Annotated in this window: 24 protein-coding genes and 1 tRNA gene; 1 reads left to right on the forward strand and 24 read right to left on the reverse strand. The window is 34.4% G+C overall.

The features are described from left to right. Positions 1–41: 41 nt before the first annotated feature. The 16 genes from L1275_RS11925 to L1275_RS12000 all read right to left on the reverse strand — a co-directional run bounded on the left by L1275_RS11925 (position 42) and on the right by L1275_RS12000 (position 18,347). Positions 42–1,103, reverse strand: a complete 1,062-nt coding sequence (locus L1275_RS11925; RefSeq protein ID WP_253473393.1) for a hypothetical protein — start codon at positions 1,101–1,103, stop codon at positions 42–44. A gap of 56 nt (positions 1,104–1,159) precedes the next feature. Continuing rightward, positions 1,160–2,500: a hypothetical protein gene (locus L1275_RS11930; protein WP_253473396.1), complete on the reverse strand. Its 1,341-nt coding sequence runs from the start codon at positions 2,498–2,500 to the stop codon at positions 1,160–1,162. A 2-nt stretch (positions 2,501–2,502) separates the two neighbouring features. After that, positions 2,503–3,552 (reverse strand): hypothetical protein, encoded by a 1,050-nt coding sequence (locus tag L1275_RS11935; protein WP_253473398.1) that lies wholly within the window; start codon positions 3,550–3,552, stop codon positions 2,503–2,505. Positions 3,553–3,644: 92 nt separating this feature from the next. Continuing rightward, on the reverse strand, positions 3,645–6,038 hold the full coding sequence (locus L1275_RS11940; protein ID WP_253473401.1) for a hypothetical protein: 2,394 nt from the start codon (positions 6,036–6,038) through the stop codon (positions 3,645–3,647). 2 nt (positions 6,039–6,040) lie between these two features. Then, entirely contained in the window at positions 6,041–8,266 is a 2,226-nt protein-coding gene (locus L1275_RS11945; RefSeq protein ID WP_253473404.1) for a hypothetical protein, read from the reverse strand. After that, positions 8,267–8,617: a hypothetical protein gene (locus tag L1275_RS11950; protein ID WP_253473406.1), complete on the reverse strand. Its 351-nt coding sequence runs from the start codon at positions 8,615–8,617 to the stop codon at positions 8,267–8,269. Next, the gene (locus L1275_RS11955) at positions 8,604–9,215 is read right to left on the reverse strand and encodes a co-chaperone GroES (protein ID WP_253473409.1); all 612 of its coding nucleotides are present in this window, start codon (positions 9,213–9,215) and stop codon (positions 8,604–8,606) included. Before L1275_RS11955 ends, L1275_RS11950 begins: the two co-directional genes overlap by 14 nt. A gap of 147 nt (positions 9,216–9,362) precedes the next feature. After that, positions 9,363–9,839, reverse strand: a complete 477-nt coding sequence (locus L1275_RS11960; RefSeq protein ID WP_253473412.1) for a hypothetical protein — start codon at positions 9,837–9,839, stop codon at positions 9,363–9,365. A 1-nt stretch (position 9,840) separates the two neighbouring features. After that, complete coding sequence (locus tag L1275_RS11965; protein WP_253473415.1) at positions 9,841–10,383, reverse strand: N-acetylmuramoyl-L-alanine amidase; 543 nt, start codon at positions 10,381–10,383, stop codon at positions 9,841–9,843. Continuing rightward, positions 10,383–10,892: a hypothetical protein gene (locus tag L1275_RS11970; protein ID WP_253473418.1), complete on the reverse strand. Its 510-nt coding sequence runs from the start codon at positions 10,890–10,892 to the stop codon at positions 10,383–10,385. The genes L1275_RS11965 and L1275_RS11970 overlap by 1 nt, the downstream gene beginning before the upstream one ends. Then, positions 10,892–11,212, reverse strand: coding sequence for a hypothetical protein (locus L1275_RS11975; RefSeq protein ID WP_253473420.1), 321 nt, complete (start codon positions 11,210–11,212; stop codon positions 10,892–10,894). Before L1275_RS11975 ends, L1275_RS11970 begins: the two co-directional genes overlap by 1 nt. Before the next feature lie 12 nt (positions 11,213–11,224). Next, entirely contained in the window at positions 11,225–12,073 is an 849-nt protein-coding gene (locus L1275_RS11980; protein ID WP_253473423.1) for a hypothetical protein, read from the reverse strand. After that, complete coding sequence (locus L1275_RS11985) at positions 12,073–12,876, reverse strand: hypothetical protein (RefSeq protein WP_253473425.1); 804 nt, start codon at positions 12,874–12,876, stop codon at positions 12,073–12,075. Before L1275_RS11985 ends, L1275_RS11980 begins: the two co-directional genes overlap by 1 nt. A 5-nt stretch (positions 12,877–12,881) precedes the next feature. Continuing rightward, positions 12,882–16,703 (reverse strand): hypothetical protein, encoded by a 3,822-nt coding sequence (locus tag L1275_RS11990; RefSeq protein ID WP_253473428.1) that lies wholly within the window; start codon positions 16,701–16,703, stop codon positions 12,882–12,884. A gap of 2 nt (positions 16,704–16,705) precedes the next feature. After that, the gene (locus L1275_RS11995; protein WP_253473431.1) at positions 16,706–17,911 is read right to left on the reverse strand and encodes a hypothetical protein; all 1,206 of its coding nucleotides are present in this window, start codon (positions 17,909–17,911) and stop codon (positions 16,706–16,708) included. A gap of 7 nt (positions 17,912–17,918) precedes the next feature. Beyond that, positions 17,919–18,347, reverse strand: a complete 429-nt coding sequence (locus L1275_RS12000; RefSeq protein ID WP_253473434.1) for a hypothetical protein — start codon at positions 18,345–18,347, stop codon at positions 17,919–17,921. Positions 18,348–18,444: 97 nt separating this feature from the next. Between L1275_RS12000 and L1275_RS12005 the strand changes: the two genes are divergently transcribed. Continuing rightward, a complete protein-coding gene (locus tag L1275_RS12005; RefSeq protein WP_253473438.1) occupies positions 18,445–19,047 on the forward strand; it encodes a hypothetical protein in 603 nt (200 codons plus the stop codon). 544 nt (positions 19,048–19,591) lie between these two features. Here the strand turns inward: L1275_RS12005 and L1275_RS12010 are convergent. From L1275_RS12010 to L1275_RS12045, 8 genes are all read right to left on the reverse strand, one after another. Then, complete coding sequence (locus L1275_RS12010; RefSeq protein WP_253473441.1) at positions 19,592–19,840, reverse strand: chaperonin; 249 nt, start codon at positions 19,838–19,840, stop codon at positions 19,592–19,594. A 2-nt stretch (positions 19,841–19,842) separates the two neighbouring features. Continuing rightward, positions 19,843–20,022 carry a 3'-5' exoribonuclease gene (locus L1275_RS12015; RefSeq protein WP_253473444.1) on the reverse strand — a complete coding sequence of 60 codons (180 nt, stop codon included), beginning with the start codon at positions 20,020–20,022 and terminating at the stop codon, positions 19,843–19,845. 409 nt (positions 20,023–20,431) lie between these two features. Next, complete coding sequence (locus tag L1275_RS12020; protein WP_253473446.1) at positions 20,432–20,785, reverse strand: hypothetical protein; 354 nt, start codon at positions 20,783–20,785, stop codon at positions 20,432–20,434. Between the two features lies 1 nt (position 20,786). Beyond that, complete coding sequence (locus tag L1275_RS12025) at positions 20,787–21,104, reverse strand: RusA family crossover junction endodeoxyribonuclease (RefSeq protein ID WP_253473449.1); 318 nt, start codon at positions 21,102–21,104, stop codon at positions 20,787–20,789. Continuing rightward, complete coding sequence (locus L1275_RS12030) at positions 21,104–21,289, reverse strand: hypothetical protein (protein WP_253473452.1); 186 nt, start codon at positions 21,287–21,289, stop codon at positions 21,104–21,106. The genes L1275_RS12025 and L1275_RS12030 overlap by 1 nt, the downstream gene beginning before the upstream one ends. 194 nt (positions 21,290–21,483) lie before the next feature. After that, a tRNA-Asn gene (locus L1275_RS12035) sits at positions 21,484–21,556 on the reverse strand. Between the two features lie 49 nt (positions 21,557–21,605). Further along, on the reverse strand, positions 21,606–21,932 hold the full coding sequence (locus tag L1275_RS12040; RefSeq protein ID WP_253473455.1) for a hypothetical protein: 327 nt from the start codon (positions 21,930–21,932) through the stop codon (positions 21,606–21,608). Positions 21,933–22,167: 235 nt separating this feature from the next. Then, entirely contained in the window at positions 22,168–22,473 is a 306-nt protein-coding gene (locus tag L1275_RS12045) for a hypothetical protein (protein WP_253473457.1), read from the reverse strand. Positions 22,474–22,628: the final 155 nt, after the last annotated feature.

Genomic DNA, 22,628 nt, shown 5'->3' on the forward strand with positions numbered 1-22,628 from the left:
AATAAATCAGGCGAAATTCAATAGAGAAAAAAAGCAGGGTATTATTGTTCGTTTATCTTGTCAAGAAGCCACGTTAAATCATTTTTTTTATTTACTGGAGCAGCAACTCCTTTTTTCTCAAGATAAAGAGCTTGTGCTTGATCGAGAGATAAAGCCATTGGCGTTGTTACAGATTCTGTTATTGTGCCAGTACTAGCGAGAGCAGCATTGTTTTTTAATAACTGTCGCAATTCCTCAATTTCCCGATCTTTATTCGCGAGTTCTTGATCTTTAGCATTGATAGTTGCGTCTTTCTGAGAAAGAATTGCAGACGAATCATTTTTAATTAAACCGATACTTTGTTTTGTTTTTGCATCAATGCGAGTACTGATTTCTTGTAAAGTGTTTCTTGCATTATCAGAATCCGATGCAAGCAAGTTTCCAAGCTTCTCATTACCATTTTCGCCTACAGCAACATTTATAATCGCTTGTTCATTATCTGTCCATATGACTGCCGTATGTCCGATGTTGTTTTTCACGACACCAACGATATATGCCATCGATGCGATGTATTGCGATTGGTAATCAGCTTTTACAATTTTAGAAATAATCTTGTCTGGATCGTTAAAAGCTAAGGCCTTTAATTTTGATTTAGCGTGAACTTCTGTCCAATTATAAGCATCATATCCAAAAATAAGCATTGCGATTGCTCGAAGTTCGTTGATGTCCTCCTTATTGATCAAAGCAAGTGCTTTCTCTTTGTTTTCAAAACTAGCCAATGCTTTTTCTGATTCCAATTCTTCAGAGAAAATAGAAAACTTCTTATCGTAATCTGGATGACTTGTAAGCCATTTAATTAAAGCTACATTACTGTTCTTAACGACTAGTTCTGTACGATTTGTACCGTTGTTAAATTCAAAAGGGGGAACTAATGACTTTTGGGCATCTTTATTCTTTTTAAGAATATCTTCTTCATATATATCTGTTTGCCCTGGATAATATCCAATAAATTTTAATCCCTCACCAGGTTTTTCAATCATCAAATCATATTGTTTCGGTGACCAGCTTTGAGGTTTAATATCTAGTATCAAAACAAATGTTGTAGTTGTTTTTGTCTGTGTCATAATTTATTTTATAATATATCCTGAAGCCATAAATACAACTTCAGGATAAAGATTAATTAATATCCAATAAAGTAATTATTAAGAGCAATAGCTCTATTTGTTCCTTCCGTAATAAGTTCCACAGAAGAGGTATCATCCTTAGATTGTTGACCTAAAACCCCCCAAAACTTTGTCTGCTTGTTACGATTTACTAGATCGTTCTGTCTATATAAAATATCCAAATATGGCCTTGTAATTGCATTTCCATTCTCTGTTATATGAGTCACGCCAGAAGGGATTCCTAAATATTTCAATTCAGACGATTTAAATTTAGCTGCTCCTAGTAAAGTAGGGTCATCTAGTACGGACCATGAAGTAAAATGGAATTGTACCCCATCAATTTTGACAGACACAAAATCTAAATTTAAGGCCATGTCCTTATCATTATTAAACGCACCGTAATTTGAGCCATTTAAAAAGGAAGAATTTACACCAGACATCATCTCTCTAAAAAGAGCCATTTGATCGTGATCAACATAATAAGTAAACTCACGACAAGTTCCTTGTTGTTTGGCTCGTTTCGCTAGATTAGATAAATCCTTGGTCGATCTGATATAATCTTCAGCAATATTACCATGCATTTTAACTTGTTGAGCTAATCCGAACATCCCTTGATCAAAGTTAGCCTTAGCAGAATCTGAATTATCATGGGCTCTCTCATGTAATACCAATGTTAATTCCCATTGATTATCAAAAGAAGTATAAAAACGCTCCATTTCAAAATTCACCCATTTAGGACCAGCAGGAGTTTCGATCCAAGTAGAATTCGCTAAATCCGAGTCAGATACTTTAAAAAAATCTTTATGAACATGCGTATAGTTCATTCTCATTTTAGGATCCCACTTTTTACCAACTTCAAATGGAGTATCCCCTTTTCTAAATCTAGAAGAGAAATCAGCCATTACATCAACATTACCTTCTGTAAAAGGCTCAAGTCCATCATTCAAAGCAATAAATTTCTTATCAGAAATAACACTACTTACAATTGCCTGGAACACTTTATCCCCATCAGTAATACGAATTACATCTCTCGGTCTTAACTTGTGATCCGCTGTCGAAGTAAATTCATTTCCAACAACTACAACATCTTTCAAAAGATTATGTAATCTATTAGTTACTGCATACTGAATGTAATCATTTTGATAAGGCTCGCTTTTACCTTTTGAGACAGCTTTAATAAGTCCTAAAATTGAACCTTTACCATTTTCGTAAACTAATTCTTTCATCAATCCCGGTTGAAACTGAGACGAATAATTTAATAAACTAGTAAAATTCTCAGGAGTTCTTCTGAGCTCATTGTTTGTATCTGTAATTACAGATAAACCATTTAAATTGTTTTCGTTTAATTGAAAAGCCATAATTATTTTTGTTTAAGGTCAGATAATGACATCAACGTAACTCCGTATTTACTAGGAGTAGTTAGTCCCTCTTGATTTGTAAAATTCACATTTCCCCTTACTTTTAATGTCTCTTCAATCGCTTCCGCCCTTGCTTTTTGGATGATTGAAGAAATGGCTTTTTCTCTATTTTCTGGCCTTAACCAAAACACATCCTCACCGAATGATTTGTGGTTAAACCCTTTTTCGGTATGGTAATTCTCTTGAATGAACTTATCTATATCCGACACAATCGATATGGCACTGCCCCTATCTTCATCAGAATATTCATAAGCGAAATTCAATTCTTTTTCCACTCCATTATCATCAATCACAGTTTTAAAACTAGCTGCCGTAACACTGTTCACCGCATCCGTTGCGTTTTTAATATGCGTTTGATGGTTAGAAACCATTACCTCGTAATCTGATTTTTTGATAACAGCTCCATTATGGAGCTTTACAAATTCATCTTGATTGGTTGGTGTGGTTGGTTCTACTTTTTTAACTGGTTGCTTAAATTTCTCTTGTTCAGAAATTCGAGCATCCTTTATTGTTTTTCCATATCCAGCTAATTTGATTGAATCCGAAGAACTTAAGTCTTCTAATGATTCTATACCAAGTTGATTTTCTAAATACTCATCTATTTGTTCATCTGTAAATTGCGATCCGGTCTCTTGACGAACTCTTTCGCGAGCAAATTCAATTGGAGAAATGGCGTTTAAATCTTGGTTTAAAGTTTTGAATTCTTCTCTACCTCTACCGGTTTCTTGTTTGAATTTGAAATACGCCTTATCTTCGTCATCTGCCAATTCTTCCCATGGATTTACTTCTCTTGTTTCGATAACTGGCTCGGGAGTTTTCAATAACTCATCTAAAGAAGTAACGTCTCTGCCTTTATCTTTTAAAAACGATAGAACAGCTTCTTCAGTTAATGGTGAGACTTCTGTAGTAGTATTATTCCCTGCTCCTTCGTTACCTAAATTTGGTAAGTCTGGATTTTCATTGTTTTCTTCAGTACTAGCTTCTTGTGACATAATCAATACAATAGATTAAACTTATAGTTAAGACAAAGATAATAGATTTTACATATCAATTGATATATCTGATATATATTTTAAATAAAAAATTATTGACCCAAAAATTCATCAAAATCAAAGTTGTCTTTGAAATCAATAGCTGGTTTTTTATTATGTCTTTGATCAATCATTTCTGATTGTTGTGTTGCTTGCAATTTGGTTCGATCGTCCTTTCGGTTTTCTTTAAAGCCTTCTAGGTTCTCCTTCCCTAAAGAGGTTAACTGAGTTAAATATACTTCTTGCTGAAACTCTTTATCTTTTGTAGGCGCCATTATTTCCTGAAGACCTTGTTGTTCCGTTAATTTAATTTTAGAAAGCCCACTTTGAAATTGTAAATCAATCTGTTTTTTGAACTGATAGGCATTTGTTTTAGCTTCTTCAGCAGCTTGAGCAGATAGCGCATCATTTTTGGATTTATCTCTAGCTGCTGCCATTTGTTCTTCCATTCGTTGAGTGCGTTCTTTCCTACGGTGGTAATAAAGGTATTTCCGAGCCAATTTTGGATTGGTTTTAAAGATATTTGTGGCTTCTGATTTGATTTCTGGGCTTACGAAGCCTTCCTGTAATGCGATACCTAAATCTTCTTTAAACTCTTGTATTTCAAGAGAAGTAGGCATCATATTGAATGTAAATCCGAATTCATGTAAATGGCGATTTTTCAAAATAGAAAGATGGTCCATCATGTGTTTACCAATCACATTATTGTAAATTTCACGGATTTTACTTGCTTCAGAATAATTATAAATAGCTTGGATACGCGTAGAAATAAGTTCACATACTTTTAGGTTAAAAAGCACATTCATTCTAACAATATTCTTTGTTACAGTATTACTGGCCATCTGAGCCAATTGGTTCACACCTACTAAAGCATCTGAAGGCATTGATCCATCACGTGCGGGATTAATGCCTGTGTTTTCTCTAATTAAATTGTAGTCGTGTGCCCAGGAGTTAAGTAGAATTGATATTGCAGAACCTTGTTGCGCAGCCATTGGTCGGATCGCGTGTGAATCTTTAAGTCCACTGTCGCCCATGTCAATACGCTTTCTAAAAACTACCCCTTTGGCGCCCATAATATCTAAAGCCGTTTGCCAAATAGCCCTTTTAGTTCCGCCTTTACCATCATCCAGTTCAGCCAACATATCCAAATCAATCTCTTTTAAGTCGGGAGTCAATTCAGAAATTAAATGTTGAATTTTCAGAGCTGTCAATTGCATTCTATCCGCAATTACTTCAATGTTATCTGTAAAAGATCTAAGTTTATTTTCGTAAATATCATAAGCATATGCTACAAATGGTGACATTGCTTTATTCATTACATCATCATACAAATTTTCGCATTCTTTCCATCCAAATATATATTCTGAACCAATTATGTAATTACCCTCAATCCAAGTATCGAACGTATTAGACAATTCGCTAACATCGTCTTGTTCCGGGGCAATAAAAGTATCAGGACGTTTACTTAATTTTATTGGTTGTCCATTGCGTAATTTCTTTTTGTATTTAATTGTTTTGACCGTTTTATAAGCAAACCTTAAAACATCAACTTTTGAACCCAAAGCTTGGTCGGTTAAGCTAATACTGTCATTACTATCTTTATAAGCTTGATTGTATAGACCAGCAATTTTTGATAGCGTTAAGTCATCAAATCCGCTTTCTCTTTTTAAGTCCGAAATAGTAATAGAATCTACAACACCTTCATAAAACTTATCATCAAAATCGTTTCTCTTTACTTCCGAGTGTATATAATTTTCTGGATCGACATAATCAACTTTTACACCGTCGTTTTTATCAGTCCAAACTCGTGCAACTATTAAACCAACATCAACAGAATCTTTATTTTTTTGATCCTCGATAAAGCTCCAGTTATTGGAGTGCTTGATCCAATTGATCAAAATCTCTTCAGCAATTTCTATTTTAGGACGGTCTTTAATATCCATCAACATCTCCATTTCTTCCTCATTGTCCGGCACAAATGATTTAGGCATTAAATCGATTCCTAAGTCTTTTTGTACGGATTCCAGAAGCTTACGGGATGCCATATATTTTCTATACTCATTCTGCTTACTTTCCTTCATATTAATGGATATTTTATCCATTGCTCGAATATCCAGAATATAATTTTCATCCGAAATACCATTGGAAACTATACGACAGAATTTCTCTCCAAGGTTGATATAACGGAAATCCAAATTCAAATAACTTAAATCATTATCCGACTTCGCAATCTGGCTTTTAAACTTTGTCAAATCAACTTCTCCTCGGACGAATTTTCGCTTCGTTTTTACATATTCTCGTCTTGTCATAAATTGACAACCTTGAGCAATGCGAGCACCGCTAAACCATTCAGTTGATATTAACTTGGCTACATTTAAACCGTATTCGTCAGTCAATTTGACTTCAAAAGGTGCTAGTGGGTCTATTTCTTTATAAATCTTACTCATAATTATATTGCTTTGGAAATTGCTCCTGAGTTATCGTATCTTTTAAATGGTATAGTGATTGGCTTCGCTTCTTCAACTTCTATTTTGATTCTCCTTTGATTACCTAATAAGGCCAAGGAAGAACTGATATAAGCATCGTATTTGGTTCGTTTTGTTGGGTCGACATCTTTCCATTGGATTAATGTTCTGGTAAAAGGCATATATCCCATTTCTCCAATTGCTCTTCTTGACTCGTCCCTTGCGACACCAATATGGTCTTGGATATATGCTTCTACTGCATAAAATTGATATTCCCCAATCTTAGCGTCTTGTGGAGGAACTCCCCCATATTCTTGTTCTGTATCGCTTAAATCTTTCCAAAGCTTGAAAGGGTTGTTTAAAACAAAATGACGATATCCGCGGTCTTTTACATATTGCAAAAACTTTTCATTTGAAAGCTCCGGCAAGAATGGCATTGAAAAATAAACGGCTGCCATTATCACGTCTTCAAAAAATAGTTCTACTTTTTTAGGCCGATCGATGTATTCCAAAATGAAAGCATCGTTAGGAAACGGCCCAATATGAAAGCGAGTAGCTAAATGAATTGAACCCATCGAACCTCGATTGTCAACCGTTTTGCTTCGATTGTAAGGATCGACACCAAGACATCCCATATTCCCATTAACCGGAGCCCAAGCTAATACGCCGTGAATCCTTTTCTTTTCACGCTTGTTCCGATATTCTGCCGGTGGATGATAATCTTTCGCTATCCAAAATCGCCCATTAACGGGGTCAGGCATCCATAAAACCTCAGTATCTTGTATACCATCTTTCCAATAGAAATTACCTCGTTCTACTTCGTTATTACCTCTTTCGTTATTTTCAAGTTCCTCATCATTGTGCTCAATTTGTTCCGATAAATGAACAATATTAAAAGCACAATCGTTAGCTTCATCGCGAAAAGCATCGCGTTCTGTTTCAGGAAACTGACGTAAAAATTCATATTGTTTCTCAGGATCTTCTTTTAAAGCTTCAAGCTCGTTTTTTAAGAACGTTCCAGAACCGATTGAGACAAGTTTACCTAAATCGTTTATTATTGGCGTTTCGGGATCTGCGACAATACTAAATCCATATTCATCGAAAAACCCTTCCAAACAATATTTAGCAGCAATAAATATTCTATATAACCCTGATTTAGTTTGACCGTTTTTATTTCGTTTTGAAACATCGCTATCATCCCAAATTTTCTTAAACTCAGCCCCCCCTTTTTTCATAGGGTTAACCGTAGATACAACCATTGATTTACCTACAATATTACTACCAATACGATGTGAGGTTTTAACGATGTACCAATATGTAGAGAATGGAACATCCGGAGGGTATTTACCGCTTTCATCAAGTAGAGAACGAAATATTTTCTCTCCATCCATAGCATTCATTTCTGTATTATGCCATGAAATATTTGTGTCTAGTCCCTGTCCTTCTGAAACGGCTTCTCCTTGTTTACGCTTTTTGGTTTGTTCGGTAAATACTAATTCTGTTTTTGGTGTTGTGGTACCATCTGTTTCGGGTTTAAAAAACGGAGGATATCTTTTAAAAGCACGTACTAAACGATTGAATATTTTCTTAGCATCCGCACCTTTCTTGGAAATCATACCAAGTATCTTATTCTCGTGGATAGATCCACTTTCCAAAATTTCGTTATTACCTAAGGCAGATGCTCCAAAACGTCTATTTTTCACGTAGTCCATTCCGTAGCTACGTTCATCAGCTTTACAAGCTTCCCAGAAAATCATCAATTCATTTTGGATAACCCTAAGACTTGGATACTCTGCTTCTTCACGATACCACTGTATAAAGTGCCAATATGTACCTGTTAAATAAACCGCTTTACCATTTAGAAATATCCAACAACCTTCATCACGCATTTTAAATTGGCGTTCTACGTACTTGGAATATTTTACATTATCCCAATTGCTGTCGTTTAATCCTTCAGGAATTAATTCTCGTTCCCATTTTTGATTTTTTGCAGTCTTGTCATGATTGATAATCTCCTTTTTATCCGGCTGTTGTGGTAAGCCTATATTGATTCCAGAAATACAATATACTTCACCGAGTGTCCCATCTTTAGAGATAATCACAGTATCTAAAACCTCATTATAGCCGTAATCCCAAGACTTATTTTTATTCTTGAGTAAACGAACTTTTTCGTCAATTACTGAAACCTTATCTCCTAGATAATAAATCATTTATTTTTTTCTAAATTTCTTTGTCGGATCCTGATTTGTATTTGCTTGTAATTCCTCAACAATTTCTTTATCCCAAAAAGTAGGGTCATACAATTCACGTTGCAATTCATTGATTTTAATCAGGATACTATTTGCTGTATTTAAAGCTGTATCTCTAACACCAATAAAAGCGTAAAGCTGTTGCTCTGCTGTAGAAATAGTTTCATCTGTGTCTTTATCTAAAATATTAGAAAACACGGGTAGAGGCGCTCCTGCTGCTTTAAAAATATCATCAACTAGCTTTTGATACTTTTTAATTAAATCAGGAATCGTAGCTTTTCTAATCTCTTGTAATTGATTATTTGTTTCCATCTTCTTCATATTTTGCTAGAACATCACAGTTTCTAATCCATAAATATTCATCTCCATCGATCCAAAAAGAAACCACCCATTTTCTCTCTATAAAAACCTTGTCACCTTTCTTAACTCCGGAATCTTGTAAGTCTTGATTTACACTAAACACCTTTGCAAGACCATTGATGTTTTTTGGTTCTCTCTTGATCTCAGTAATTATTAATCCTGATTTCTCTTCTTTAGCATCTTCCATCACGAGCTCAACAGCCAAATTTTCTCCGAAACCAATCCATTCTGAAACATCATCTTTACGGATCATTACGATCATGCTTTTTTGTACCTTGAAATAGCCTGGGTATCCTTTTATTTCTTGGTTATCTCCTTTTCCGTGATCATATATCTGCGTGAAGTAAATAGTAGGATCAATTAAAGCTTGATATCCTATGATATTACTACCTTCATAACCTAGCGGAAGTCGTTTAATGATAACTATTGTGTTTGCTAAACGTTTTTGAAGAAATCGCTCATCACCATAAAGCTCTACCTTTCCCTTTGTTTTAAAGGTTTTGTTAAATATTTGGGGTTGAAATACGATAAAATCGTGAACTGCTCTCATACTGTTTCTATTTAAGTTCAAAGATAAACAAAAACATATCAATTAATATATCGGATATATATTTTAGATATATTTGTAAACTCAAAAGCACATAAACCCTAAAATCAATTTTCCAACTCCAGTAGCTACAACTACTGGTTTTTTAATTTAGATTAAACCTTTCAATCTACTCCAATATCTATAAATCAAATACGCTAGAGCTAGCAAAAGTAGTAGTGGCCAGAACTGAAAAATCATTTTAAAGTAATTGACCTGTACCTTTTCAACTACTTTAGTTTTATAAGATTTAAAGAACTCCCTCTGTAAATCCAGAGTTTCCGATTTTACATTAGAAAACACATATTGCTTATTCTCCTTTTTCTCTTGAGACAATTCTTCTTTTATACTACGTGGATTGTAATACTTAGTACCTTCCTTAGTAACGACAATAGAGTCAGCTTGAAAATTATGTGATAAATATGACATATTTTCAATTATGTCATTATTAGCATATATTTTTACTTCTTCTATCTTTGACAGAACTTCTTTTTCTTTGATCATGGAAACCGTGTCTTCCTTTTGAACTTTACGAGAGCCACACGAAAACAAAACCAACATTAGGATTGTAATTATTATTTTCTTCATCCTACTTGTTTTTATCATATTTGATTAGCAAATTTCCAACAATCTCAACTAAGCAATCCTCATTGCTGAAAAATGCTTTTAAATCAGTCATATTAGTAATGAAACAAAACTCAATGAGAACTGCTGTACCTGCTTTATTTAAAACACCTATTTTACCTCTAGCAGATTGAGATTCTGTCTTTACACCGCGATTAGTAATACCCATCGACTTTGAAAGTTGATCTACTAATTCTTTTGCTAAAGTTTTTGATTCCATCCCTGCTGTATTTGAAATAAAAACTTCACAACCAGTTGCAGTCGGTCCACCAGCATTCAGGTGCATATCGATAATCACATCACCTTTTATTGGTTTAATTCTAGATTGATACTGGGTATTGGTTTCGCTATTTTCATCTGTAATGTACTTATGTCCTTTTTTAGACAAATACAATATCAGTTTATTTCGAAATCTATTCATTATGTCGAATTCTGTATAGCCATTTGCTACTGCTCCAGGATCTGATAAGTGATGTCCTGCGCTTGGAAAACTCATTTCTTGTGCCATTACTCTTCTTTATTTTTGAAATGTTTTAAATCTAAATCTTTATTAAAATCATCCATTTTGCCAATTAAAGCATCCGGAGGAAATTTGCCTTTTGAAATAATTTTCACATTCATTAAGGCAGATCGTAATGGATAAATACACACTATTAATCTTCCTACCATTTTTAGGTAGGTATAAAGCATATCACCATCTTTAACTAAGTGAGCCAGTGCTTCAAATAAAATTCCGACACCCACAACTAGGCCTAATTTCATCGCAAAACCAACGATATTGAGTTGCCAATTGAAATCCTTTTTTATAAAATAATGTACAATTGATCCAAAAACATGATCAGCAGCTATAAATAATAATGCAATAAATACATAATCAATACTTTCATGTAGCCATGCATTTAAACTATTAGAAAGATTAAATGTTACTACACTTACTCCTCCCGAAATAACCAAGCTGAATCTAATCTGCATTAGATTGTCTATGATGTAGTTAAAAAGTAAGTTAATCTTGCTCATTACTCTCGATTTGTGTATTCTCCTGTTTGAGGATTAATATTTACATTCCCATATGTTTGTGATAAGTCATTGTTCAAAGCCATGCCTTCTTTTTGAACCTCAGCAGTAAAAGCTTCTAATTCTACTCGACGTTGTTTAACATTTAATTCCATTTGAAAAAGTTCTACTGCACCTTTAGAAATTTGATCTTCTTTCTTAAACTGGATTTGCAGCTTCTCCATGTGCAATTCAGATATTTTACTTACTTTTTGGTCAACAGCCGTTACTGTTCCTTTGGTTTGATCTTGCATTATTCTTCTTTTTTTTGATTTAGCTTTCATAATATATTTGTGTTAAAAAGGGTTTAGTCGAAATGATCCCGTGTATGCATCTCCAAATCTTAATTCCAAACGAATTGCTGAATTATTCTCTGAAAAATCTACTTTTAAATATCCTGATTGGATCAAACCTATAGGTATTTTTTGATGCTTTACAACTGGAGAGCCCAGAAATGTTATTCTTGAATCAGGATTGGACGACCATATTTCTAATTTATAAGGATTAGTGTTTCCTATGTCTAAAATATACTGGTTTAAGAAGTTATAACCTGCTGTATTAGCCTGCCACCCTTGTGTATTTGGGTCAGAATAGTAATTAAAATTAGATGATATATCACTCATTAGAATACTAGATATTCTACCTTTCGGAAACTGTAAAATACTATTGGTTAAAAACTGAAGTATAAATGCGTCAGTAGCTGGTAGAATAATCAAGTTCATAATACTTTCAACACTTGGCTCAAAACTTAATCCATCCTCTGAAGAAATGTATTTAAAATAGCCATAAGTCATATCTGTAAAAGAACTGTATTTTGAATCTAACATAATATCTAAATAACCTCCAACGTCTATAATATCGCCCACTTGTATATCACTATTGCTACCGTATCTAAACCTCAAATTAGCAGGGAGTACAATTTCAGTAATTAGTATTGAATGTAAATCGCTGTCAACGTTCGCCTTAAATTGTGGAAAAGTATCTGTAGTAAAGTCTAGCTTCTTGAATTGATATAAACCCAACCAGTTTGTCCAATGCGGATCATCAAATCTCGAAGTTATACTCGTGGTTACAATCGTGTTATTCCCCCAGCTAAGTGGGGTAATTGGCGGCGGTAAACTTGCTCTGAGTGTTATAGTTGCCATTATCCTACAAATATTCCTGATCCGGTATCTGATACCCTAAAATCAAAATTAATAGCCTGTCCATTCACAGCGGTACCGAAATCATCAAAGACTAGTTTTCCCATATCACAATCAATAGCACTGATTTTTTGACCAGCTACTACTGGCATTCCGTTATAAAGTAAAGCACCAACTGAAGGTAAAGTTTCAATTTCAACATCTTTCATAGCATCACCCTCAGGGTCCTGATAAGGCGGGGTTGTGTTGGTTGAAAAATCACTTGACCTTAATGTTTTCGGTACACCAATTTGAAACAAAATTGTGTTGTCACCTACAACTGATGGCGGTTGATTTATAGTTGTCGCAGAAATTACCTTAATCCAGATTTTACCAACGTCACTCGCAAACAAACTTTCTTTATTATTGACGGAGTTAAAGCAAGTATAAATTACATTTACGAAATCAAAACCAATTGCGTTACCTCTTATTTGAAGTTTATTCGCATATAAATCATCTTTTGTCACTTCTTGTGCAATCCAAATTCCAGACAAGGTATCCACCCTAACAACAACTCCATTATTCTCAATTTGAGCTACTATCGGTGTTCCTACACCACGAATGATATTATTTGGATGCATACCATATCCTACAATTTTCACAGAACCAATTGGCAACTGATCTACCTGAAGATAAGGCGGGTTGGCTATTTCTAGTAGAGCAGGTGTTAAAATTAATGTCTGACCTACTTTTACAGTAAGATAACTTTCTCCTGATTGAGAAGGAGGAAATGGAATATCCGAAGCAAGTAATGTTCCTGATGCCATAATTATTAAATTGATCTAGCGTTCATCCACGGATTAAAATAAGCAACTGTTTGACTTCTTAACATACCTACCCACATTGCATTATCAGGTAAAGTAGTACCAAATTTTAAAGTACTGTCACCGGAAGTTAAATACATTATTCTTGAATAAGTATTATAGGCATTAGCCCAGGTAGCTTTTAAAGCTGGATTATTACATACTACCCATCCTTTTAAAAGTATACTTACTACTTCTGAATTCTGTGTAGTACATATTCCTATAACAGTACCTCTACTAAGTAATGTTGTTCCAACTGTTTCCCATGTAATATTATTATAATTGAATACCATAGCTTTATTTACAAAGTTGGTAGTGTCCTCATTTGTGTATTCATTCTCCCATATCTCACCTTTTGCTTTATGAATTGATGCTTCTAAGTTCAAACCCATTTCAGCAATATTACTGCTGATATTTATAACAGTTTGCATATTACCATCAGTTGATATTTTATCAGAACCATTACCTCCATTTTCCTTAACATAACCTACATCTACTAAGGTATTGTCTTTGGTAAAATCGATGAGATGTCTATTATCCTCATCATAGTATTGTCTACCGTAATTCTTGGTACTTCCGTCTCTAAAGAACTCGTGTGAATTGCTTCTAATAGTTGGGGAATAACCATTGCCCATTATAAATATTGGAAGGTTGCTCGTGTTCACTTTCGCGATTTCCACTACTTGACTTAAAGGTCTTGAGAAATTACCAACTACGGTACAGCCGGCTTGCATGTTTACATTACCGTATCCAAATACGGCGCCATAAGGAGCTAGGTTACTTGAATAGTTCCCTACAGCAATTCCATGAGAAGCCCCAGAAATAGCTTGTAAACCAAATGCAATTGCAGAATTACCATAAGCATTTGCGCCGCTCATAAAAGCAAAAGCATTATATGCTCCCGCATTCGCTCCGGGCCCAATAGCTATAGCATTTAAAGATGAAGCAGAAGAGTTCCAATCTTTAACTCTTAATCCACCTTGAGTAGTTTTTTCGAAAATCTCCAAACCTGAAGCATTTAATACTCCATTAACTAAAGACATGTTGCTACCAAGTGCAATTGTTTCAATCGCTCCTGTTCCTGCAGAACTTCTTCCTAATATTGTCCTAGTAGGGATATCTTGTATTTTCGCAAAAGTGACAGCCTTGTTTGCAATAGTTAATACGTTTGAATTCTGAGGTGAAGTTACGTTTCCAGTTAGTGCGGCTCTTTGGAATGTTGTTCCTACTAAAATGTTTGATGCTGTACCTTGATATGTGGTATTTGTAGAACTGATTGAATTGCCTGCAATTTGAATATTTGCACCCGCAGTCAATGTTTGAGTAGAATATCCTAATGACGTTACGAATTCTCTAGATGCTATTTGTCTCCAATCTCCTGTACCATCTCCTGATTGAAACCAAAGATTATCTGAGTTATCTCTAGCTCCTAGAATTCTTGTCGATACACCTAAACTACCAAATGATATTAACCCACCAACATTTAAAAATGGACGATTGGCCGCAGCTGTACTCACTGTTGCAGAGAAGCTACCTACTGGAGAAGCCTTTAGATTACCTGAATAATTTTCAGCATAAGATGGGGTACTCCATTTAAGAGGGTGATACAGGCCAGAATGATCTCCCCATCCAAAAGCTGTTTGTCCGTTCAATATCCTTGAATCATTACCTTGTGCAAAAGTATTTACAATTGACCCGTACTGTGGTAATATTACATTTGATGGTGATACTACAATTCCGTTATTACCTGTGTACGGTCTATTATCTATATTATACCACCCAAATATACTTGGATGTACAGGTGTAATTGAACTAACACCTACTCTCATCCTTTCTACCGTTACATTAATAGGATATGAACTAGTATGAGATGTTGCTACTTTAGGTATACCATCTTCTAATATTAAATATGGATAATTAATTGTTCTAAAAACAGAACTCAACTCAACTAATGCCCAAGTAGTACTGCTACTTGGATACACACCAAACACACAACCATTTATAGTTCCTGTACCTGTTGTAAATAAAGTAACTTTATAAATATACCCATTTGGTGAAGATGTTAATACGTTACCAAGTAATTCATCTCTAAGTGCTTTTTTACTAGTAATTGAAACCGTTTCATTATAAGAATAACTTCCAGAACCTATTCCATTACTATAACCTTTATCATTATGTAATACATTTGACATTGTATCACCAGTCTTCTTAACGTAAAGATCTGTATTTATACTATTCCACTTATCAATATCTGTTTGTAATAAATTACCGCTATGATAAACTTGAAACCAATCACTCCATTTACCATTTTCTAAATTTCTATAAGAAAATCTATTACCCCTTGATCCTAATTGAAAACCATAAACATCTAAACCTCTAAATGAAACAACTGTTGAATTTGCATTTTGTGGTCTATTTGCACCGGTACTATAAAAAACGGAGTCGGTTATGTCATTCACATCTAGTGCAGAAGCTTTTGATGTTATTAAAGTGTTTCCGCCAAAAGGCATATACTTCTTAGCAATATTTTCTTCAGTAGCAATAGTCTCCCAATCATTAAATGTTGTAGCAGTTGCACCTGTTCGAATCTGGACTTTTTTAGTATTAGTTGAAGATGTCCATAATTCAAAAGATCCTAAAAAGTTACTACTACCACCTCTATTGAAAGCGAAACCTCCACCTAAAGCAGTTGGATAACCTATTGAATTTGCAACGTTTGTAAACACCGTTAATCCTGCACCTTTACTTGTATTAGCATCTTGTCTTTGTTCAGCAAATAAAGATACTAGTCGTATATTATTTCCACCACTAATGCTAATATCGCCTGTTTGTGGACCAACAATCAAAGTCTGCAATTGATTAACTATAGGCTCAGTACTAAGGGATCCATCGTCTAATGCAACAACACTGCGAATACCATCGCCCTTTAATGAACTTGCTCCAATTCTATCTGAACTACCCATAAAACCAAAGAATCCGTCATCTCCATTAATAGTTCTATCATTCAGATATCTCGTAATACCCCATCGACTCATATTACCAGTTCCTGCTGATATAGCTCCTATAGTGTATGTGACATTCCTAGTAGTTAAATTATGCCTAAGTATACTTTCAGCTCTACTGTTTATAATTGAAGAAGTTATAGAGAAACCTCCAGTATCTCTGACCTGTAAAGTGTTTCCTGCTAAAGGTCTTGTTGATACACCATTCTTATCTGCACTTAACCATCTATTAGCTAAACTATTTATGTTTGGATCATTTCCAACAGCATACGAAAGCCCATCTGCGTTACCTGCATATATGGTTCCAGCAGTTGTTTTATATCCAATTGTTGCGTTTATTGGAGTTACAAGTCTTTCAATAAATAAGGGGGTTGAATCAGTAGTAGATATTGTATCTCCTGATTTCTTTACATAAGAATTAAAAAGAGGTGAATCATCAAACACGACTTGAGCGGTGTCCAGATCTGCTCTTGCAATCTTACGGAAAGCAGGCGTACCATTCATTGATACCGGTGCCATCAGCATAGTACCTTTAATTTGACTAGCTAACGAAACCGTTAAATCAGTGTGTCCATAATCTAGGGAAGTTGTATTAAGATTGAAAATTGAAGGGAAAGCAAGCGAAATACCAGGTATATAAGCTTCCTTAGGAAGAATCGAGATATCTCCTAAGCTTCTTTTAAACAAATCCCCTTCCTTTTCAACTATAACAGAAAAACTACTTTGAGAAACCGGTAGTTTTTCAATTTTTAAATCTCCTTCTATTATGGTATTGCCCTTAATATTCATAATTAGCCTTTTGGAATAATTACTATTTTCATTTTGTTTAAACCAGGTGCTTTACCAAAATAAACTCCAATTGTGTTTACATCGATTATTGAATAATCAACTAAACATTTTTTCTCTTGTGGAAGCTCAAAAAAATCAGCTATTAAATCTTTAGTATTAAGATCATGTTTTATAAAATATTCAATAGAGCTAACACCTCCAAAGACTTGTACATATCCTTTATTAGTTGCACTGGCATCCATTACCAATTTCACCTTTTTAGGAGTCATGATTGTGGTATCATCGTTTGCATCAAGTGCCTGAATAGCTGTTGATATAGATGCTAATCCGGTTCTTGTTTCTGTAGCTGTACGAGAAGACAAACCTTCTGATGTTATTGCTTTTTTGTTATCCTGACCTAGCTGAACTTCTGCAGCAGTTGCTATCATTAGAAGTCCCAAAACTGTGGTAGTGGCTTGGTCTGTATTAGTCTGTAATAAAATGTAATCGTTGGGATTTGTATTTATTGGGTTGTTCTTAAAGGCCTGAATTAAGTCTCCCACTTGAAATGGATTTCCTTGAATTGTACCTGCAACCGATACTCTCCAATAATCACCATTTTTTGTACTGGCATTACCCGGGAATACATTATTTGCATTAGCATCCCAGCTTCCTTGCGGTCTACCTAATCCAGCATACGTTGAATCAATATAAGCTTTAACTGCGCCTGATGTTACAAGTGATTGTCCATTAGCTCCAGAAAGGTCATTAGTATTAATTATTGGAATAGCAGAACTCGAGCCAGTACCCGCAACTACACGTCCAATCACCGTCATTGTAGGGATATCGTTTATCTTAGCGAATGTTATGGCCTTGTCCGTTACCTTAACAGTTGTAACTGCAGCATCCTTGATCTTAGAAGTAGAAACTCCTTGATCTTTGATAATAAGCAGACCGTCTTTTATTTCGATGGTTGTATTATCAATATTGAGATCAATAGTCGCAATACCGTCAACAGTTTCAATTTTAATTCCACCGTCTGAATTATATATTTCTAAAATTCCTCCAATAGCCTTCCATTCGGTACCATCGTACCTCATGATGAACTTAGACAATGTATTATAATACACTTGTCCTTCTACTGGCGAAGCAGGATTTTGACTTCTTTTGTCACATACGAAATTGATTATCGCGTTCTGGTCGGCATCTAATATGTTTGTTAACCTCATTGTTTACTTATTTGATTAATATAAATCCGGTCTCCTGCTTTGAAAATCTGACTGTTACATTATTTAGATCGGGTGAATGTTCTACAGATGTAAATACCTGCTGAACTCCTACAACCACGACTACATCAACTATTACCCCTTTCCCATGTACTACAATTACTTCTTTTAGATTACTAAACTGATATGTCTTACCGCGAGCATCTTCGATTGTTGCAAATGGACCAGCTTCTGTACCGTTACCATCATTAACTAAATCAGAAGTGTTTTTAGGCATTTCAAGATTTTCTTCAATTGCATCTTGAATTACTTCGACAACTGAACTTAAAGGATAGGTCTTTGTCCTTTTTCTGTCCTGAGAATCAGTCCCAATAAGATAATCCTCAAGCGCGACTTGCTTGTCTTCGGGATATGCTTCTTGATTACTAATCTTTGCCATAATAGATAAATACTATTCTTTAAACAAAGATACTAGATATTTTATATCAATTGGTATATCTGATATATATTTGTAATAAAAAACAACCCACATAATTATGGCCAGTAAGAAAGAAACTATTCAGCGAATACAACCTAAAGCAATGGAGATCGTTAAAGAGAAAGGAATTATATTAAAGGAAGTCGTATTAAATGAAGGAAATGATTCGAGCAAAGAAGCTGCTTATACACATCAGAAGTTTATTCAGGTATTCAAGGGATATGATTTTTTAGAAAACATGGCATTTGTACGGACCCATATTATGAAGAAGTATGAAATTAAAACAATCAATCTTTTAGAGATACTACTTTTCCTATTCCCGAAGAATTTATTTACCATCTATGACTATAGAGATATTGGACATATTAGATTTACTTACAAAAGGCTTAACGTACTCGTGAAGTTAGGATATGCGGGAATTGCATGTCATGGCCGTAATCAAAACGAGCACTTGTATGTATTGACTGCAAAATCGAGAAAGATTGTAATTGAGTTTTATGGGATGTTATCTGGAGAGATTCCAGTTCCGGAAGATGTATTGAGGGAATCTAATGTAGTGAGTGATTTGAAGAAAGCAGATGTGATTAAAAAAATTAACCTTTTAATACCTTCTGAACCTAAGCGAACGCTATGGTCTAAACGAAAAAAAGCCACTGATTAGAGTGGCTTTTGTATATTATATAACTAACACAAAATTAGTTAAAGAATTATTAAAAATAAACAGCTTTTTATTTGTATATGTTAAAATAAAAGCGTACCTTGCGAACCTATTAATCCCTAAATAAAAGGGACTAAAAATATATTGTCTTAACCTAAGTTCATATACATCATGCAAAGAAAAAATCAAGTTAAAAACCTATGGATCCGGGTAGTGACCAATATTTTTAATTCTAATTTTCATAACAATGAAAGACAAAATTTCGGCTACGGCTAACGTTTTGAGAATAACATACTATGCGACCAAGCTGTGGATGTTATTCAAAGAAATACTCTAATAAGTTAACGAGATAAATATCTTTGAACAACAGTAAAAGACATTTAATTTTATACCGCTGTATAAAAAAACTTAAAAACTCAATCATTATTGTACTGGTAATACAATAGTGATTGTTTTTTTGTTCTCAAATACAGTACAAATATACAATTAAATTATTTTAATTCTAGCCTTTAATTAAAATATTTGTGTAAAAAGTTTTTCATATAGATTAAAATACGACATCAATATCCTCAGATTCCTTCAAAACCAAGTATTCAACACCTTCTTCAATCATCTGCAAACCATCGGAATACTTGAACTTTCTAACAGTATCACCTACTTTTACACTCTTCACTTTTGCTCCGATTTTCATTACTCCGAAATCATTATCTTTTTCATGATTAGTTGGTAAAATTAGTCCACTTTTAGTTTCTTGAGCAATTTTCTTGCATAATAATCTATCTCCTAGTAGTTTCATTTTTAAATATTTTGAAGAAATTCGTACAGTTTTTTGTTCCATTTGGCATCTGCAAGAGCATTATGCGCATCCGTTTCTTTAGGATAATTGTGTTGGTTTTTAAGGTAATTAATGGATTCTTGCAAATTCCCCTTCTTTCCAAAAGCATATAAACCGCGATGGAGATGTAACTGTGTCTTCATCGGGATTATACTGTAACCGGGGAACGTTAGTTACATCAACCTCTTTATTTAGCTTCAAGCAGAATATTTTCTTCGCCTTGCTAAAGTGTTTTTCTATCTTTTTTAAATCTTGTGCGTTCATCTTTTTATAATAAAAAAGGCTAATCAATACCAGCCTTAGTGTTATCGTGATTTGGTAGTTATTCTACAACTTCCCAGTTTTCAGCAAACAACTCAATCATTGTTTCTTTCCATGGAACATTCCCAAAACGACTCTCAACATATAAATATGGCGCAGTCATTTTACTGTTCTCGTCTGGAAATTGAGCCCTTACCACTACATCTTTATTCTATTGTGGTAACCTCATTCCTTTACTCTTTTTTACTGATTCTAATGCTTGACCGAAATTCATAATTATTCTGGTTTTAGTTAATATAATTTTGGTGATCTTACATCAAACTGTACTGGTACAATCTTTAAATTTAAAAGCGGTTTGTCGGATAAGTAATAAGACTTAACAAACGCATCTACAATTGATTTTTTGTTATTCGATCGTTCTAAAATCTCGTTGTATTCCGTAATCCAATCTGGAGGAATTGCCATTTTAGATTTACTGTATTTTACAATAGTTTCGACTATTTCCGTTAAGCGTTCGTCGTCTATTTCGGCTTGTGAACGAATCGGTTTAGGTTTATCTAATTCCATTTGCTTTTTTATATACTCGTGCCTTTCGTAAATAGCCTTTGGAGTCATAAAAACTGTTCCGTGTGTTTTAAATGCCATACTACTCTATTTTAAATTTGATAAATTCACTTCCTTTTTTCACGACCGTTTTTAGTATTTCTAAACGGTAAACATCCTTGTCATTGATCCCGTATCTCTTCTGTAGAATATCTAAAAAAGGTTTAACCGGATTATCGATATCGGCCCCAGAATTACTAAAACCAAATTCGATTTTAATTGAATAAGGTGGGAATGCTTCTATTTTTTTCGGCAACATAAACAGAACCGCATTTTCATAAATCTTGTAAGCATCCGTTTTAAAACGTCTTCCTTTCCAACACTCATTAACAGACAAGGGCTTAATTTGGACTGTGTACATCACTCAATTTCTTTACCCATACCATCCGAAAAGGCGCCTTCTTGATAAGCTTGAATTTTCCAATCTCGACTCTTGGTATTTGATTTTATTTTTAAATATTCCGAAACAGTCATTTTCTTTTTCATTACCACTTCAACTACTGTTTCCGGAGCCAGACCTAGCGGTATTTTACTTTGCTTTGCCATGTGATAATATTTTAAAACACCCGAACATCTGTTTTTTATAACTGTGTATGAAAATTTACTAAACCAACACAGTAACGCTAAACGATCAGATTTTCTATAGCTCAACTACTCTACAGGCTATATCAAGAGAATAGGTCAACTTCAGACCGGCAGTTCCTGTTCCGACTTATCGGGATTCGGGTGTTTTTAATTCGCGGACTCATTAGGATTCGAACCTAAGACCTAACGATTAACAGTCGTTTGCTCCACCAACTGAGCTATGAGTCCAAAAAAATCCTTTTTGGCTAGAAAAAGGATTTTTATATTTGATGTAGTATTAAATTGCCCTCAACTTATCCCTGGGGACATTAATCGGAATTCCCGATTTATTGACTGAGTTTGCAGCGAATTGACTTTTTAATGTATATAATTTCGATTTACGTTCGATGGGGACTTTTTCAATTCCCTGCCTAAACCCGAAATAAACACTTGTAGCCAAAACATCTGCATTTGCAAACAACACTACCTTAACCTCCTTTGAAACATCACTAGAAATGACGGCTTCAATTTTTGAATTTTTGGCCAGGTCGGAGGAGTTAAAACCGAATCCCGCAATACTGAACAAACAGAACAGTAAAGAAAAAAGCCAAGCTCTCGCTTTCATTATCGTAATTCAAAGAACGAATTTGTGGGAGCGACAGGAATCGAACCTGTACGAATTATAATTGATGTTAGTCAGCACTCCGAAGAGGATATTAGTTATTATTTTCATCAATTTTTTTGGATTAACCTATCTTTCCAGCTATTTACCTGACTTGTCTTACAGATAGACTCCTTGCTTAATCCATTCTCGCCCTATAAGCTAGCGTCTACTATTCCGCCACACTCCCAATAATTTTTTATGAACGTATTTCTGCAACTAGTCTATCAAAGAATTGAGAAGCCGTTTCTACAATCACCTCATCGCCATTTACGAATCTCCCGAAATTTTGAAAGAAGCAGTAATGATCAAACTCACAATCATCATCACCTTGTGGAAAATGGAATCTCAATACTTCAATAAGACTTCTAATAAGCAAACTATTATCGATTGGATTTACCTCAGATTTAAATACCTCAGAAAGGATAGAAGCCGTGTGTTTGTCCTTTTGGACCTGCAAGCGGATTGATTCTATAATCGAAATAAATAACCCCTTAGATATCATAATTTGCATATTAGCATGAATCCAAAGATAATGAAATTTATATATCCGATATGTAAATTGATATATTTATTTTCAATAAAACTATTTTGAAAGAAAGCTGCTAAACGCAAAAAACCCCAAGAGCAAATGTCTTAGGGTTTAAATATGATTTGGTA

The sequence above is a fragment of the Flavobacterium sp. HSC-61S13 genome, assembly GCF_024171535.1.
GTDB lineage: Bacteria > Bacteroidota > Bacteroidia > Flavobacteriales > Flavobacteriaceae > Flavobacterium.

Bases quoted from the DNA above. Each gene is read 5' to 3' on its own strand.
- L1275_RS11925 (WP_253473393.1), bottom strand. From the start codon at position 1,103: ATGACACAGACAAAAACAACTACAACATTTGTTTTGATACTAGATATT.
- L1275_RS11930 (WP_253473396.1), bottom strand. From the start codon at position 2,500: ATGGCTTTTCAATTAAACGAAAACAATTTAAATGGTTTATCTGTAATT.
- L1275_RS11935 (WP_253473398.1), bottom strand. From the start codon at position 3,552: ATGTCACAAGAAGCTAGTACTGAAGAAAACAATGAAAATCCAGACTTA.
- L1275_RS11940 (WP_253473401.1), bottom strand. From the start codon at position 6,038: ATGAGTAAGATTTATAAAGAAATAGACCCACTAGCACCTTTTGAAGTC.
- L1275_RS11945 (WP_253473404.1), bottom strand. From the start codon at position 8,266: ATGATTTATTATCTAGGAGATAAGGTTTCAGTAATTGACGAAAAAGTT.
- L1275_RS11950 (WP_253473406.1), bottom strand. From the start codon at position 8,617: ATGGAAACAAATAATCAATTACAAGAGATTAGAAAAGCTACGATTCCT.
- L1275_RS11955 (WP_253473409.1), bottom strand. From the start codon at position 9,215: ATGAGAGCAGTTCACGATTTTATCGTATTTCAACCCCAAATATTTAAC.
- L1275_RS11960 (WP_253473412.1), bottom strand. From the start codon at position 9,839: ATGAAGAAAATAATAATTACAATCCTAATGTTGGTTTTGTTTTCGTGT.
- L1275_RS11965 (WP_253473415.1), bottom strand. From the start codon at position 10,383: ATGGCACAAGAAATGAGTTTTCCAAGCGCAGGACATCACTTATCAGAT.
- L1275_RS11970 (WP_253473418.1), bottom strand. From the start codon at position 10,892: ATGAGCAAGATTAACTTACTTTTTAACTACATCATAGACAATCTAATG.
- L1275_RS11975 (WP_253473420.1), bottom strand. From the start codon at position 11,212: ATGAAAGCTAAATCAAAAAAAAGAAGAATAATGCAAGATCAAACCAAA.
- L1275_RS11980 (WP_253473423.1), bottom strand. From the start codon at position 12,073: ATGGCAACTATAACACTCAGAGCAAGTTTACCGCCGCCAATTACCCCA.
- L1275_RS11985 (WP_253473425.1), bottom strand. From the start codon at position 12,876: ATGGCATCAGGAACATTACTTGCTTCGGATATTCCATTTCCTCCTTCT.
- L1275_RS11990 (WP_253473428.1), bottom strand. From the start codon at position 16,703: ATGAATATTAAGGGCAATACCATAATAGAAGGAGATTTAAAAATTGAA.
- L1275_RS11995 (WP_253473431.1), bottom strand. From the start codon at position 17,911: ATGAGGTTAACAAACATATTAGATGCCGACCAGAACGCGATAATCAAT.
- L1275_RS12000 (WP_253473434.1), bottom strand. From the start codon at position 18,347: ATGGCAAAGATTAGTAATCAAGAAGCATATCCCGAAGACAAGCAAGTC.
- L1275_RS12005 (WP_253473438.1), top strand. From the start codon at position 18,445: ATGGCCAGTAAGAAAGAAACTATTCAGCGAATACAACCTAAAGCAATG.
- L1275_RS12010 (WP_253473441.1), bottom strand. From the start codon at position 19,840: ATGAAACTACTAGGAGATAGATTATTATGCAAGAAAATTGCTCAAGAA.
- L1275_RS12015 (WP_253473444.1), bottom strand. From the start codon at position 20,022: ATGAAGACACAGTTACATCTCCATCGCGGTTTATATGCTTTTGGAAAG.
- L1275_RS12020 (WP_253473446.1), bottom strand. From the start codon at position 20,785: ATGGCATTTAAAACACACGGAACAGTTTTTATGACTCCAAAGGCTATT.
- L1275_RS12025 (WP_253473449.1), bottom strand. From the start codon at position 21,104: ATGTACACAGTCCAAATTAAGCCCTTGTCTGTTAATGAGTGTTGGAAA.
- L1275_RS12030 (WP_253473452.1), bottom strand. From the start codon at position 21,289: ATGGCAAAGCAAAGTAAAATACCGCTAGGTCTGGCTCCGGAAACAGTA.
- L1275_RS12040 (WP_253473455.1), bottom strand. From the start codon at position 21,932: ATGAAAGCGAGAGCTTGGCTTTTTTCTTTACTGTTCTGTTTGTTCAGT.
- L1275_RS12045 (WP_253473457.1), bottom strand. From the start codon at position 22,473: ATGATATCTAAGGGGTTATTTATTTCGATTATAGAATCAATCCGCTTG.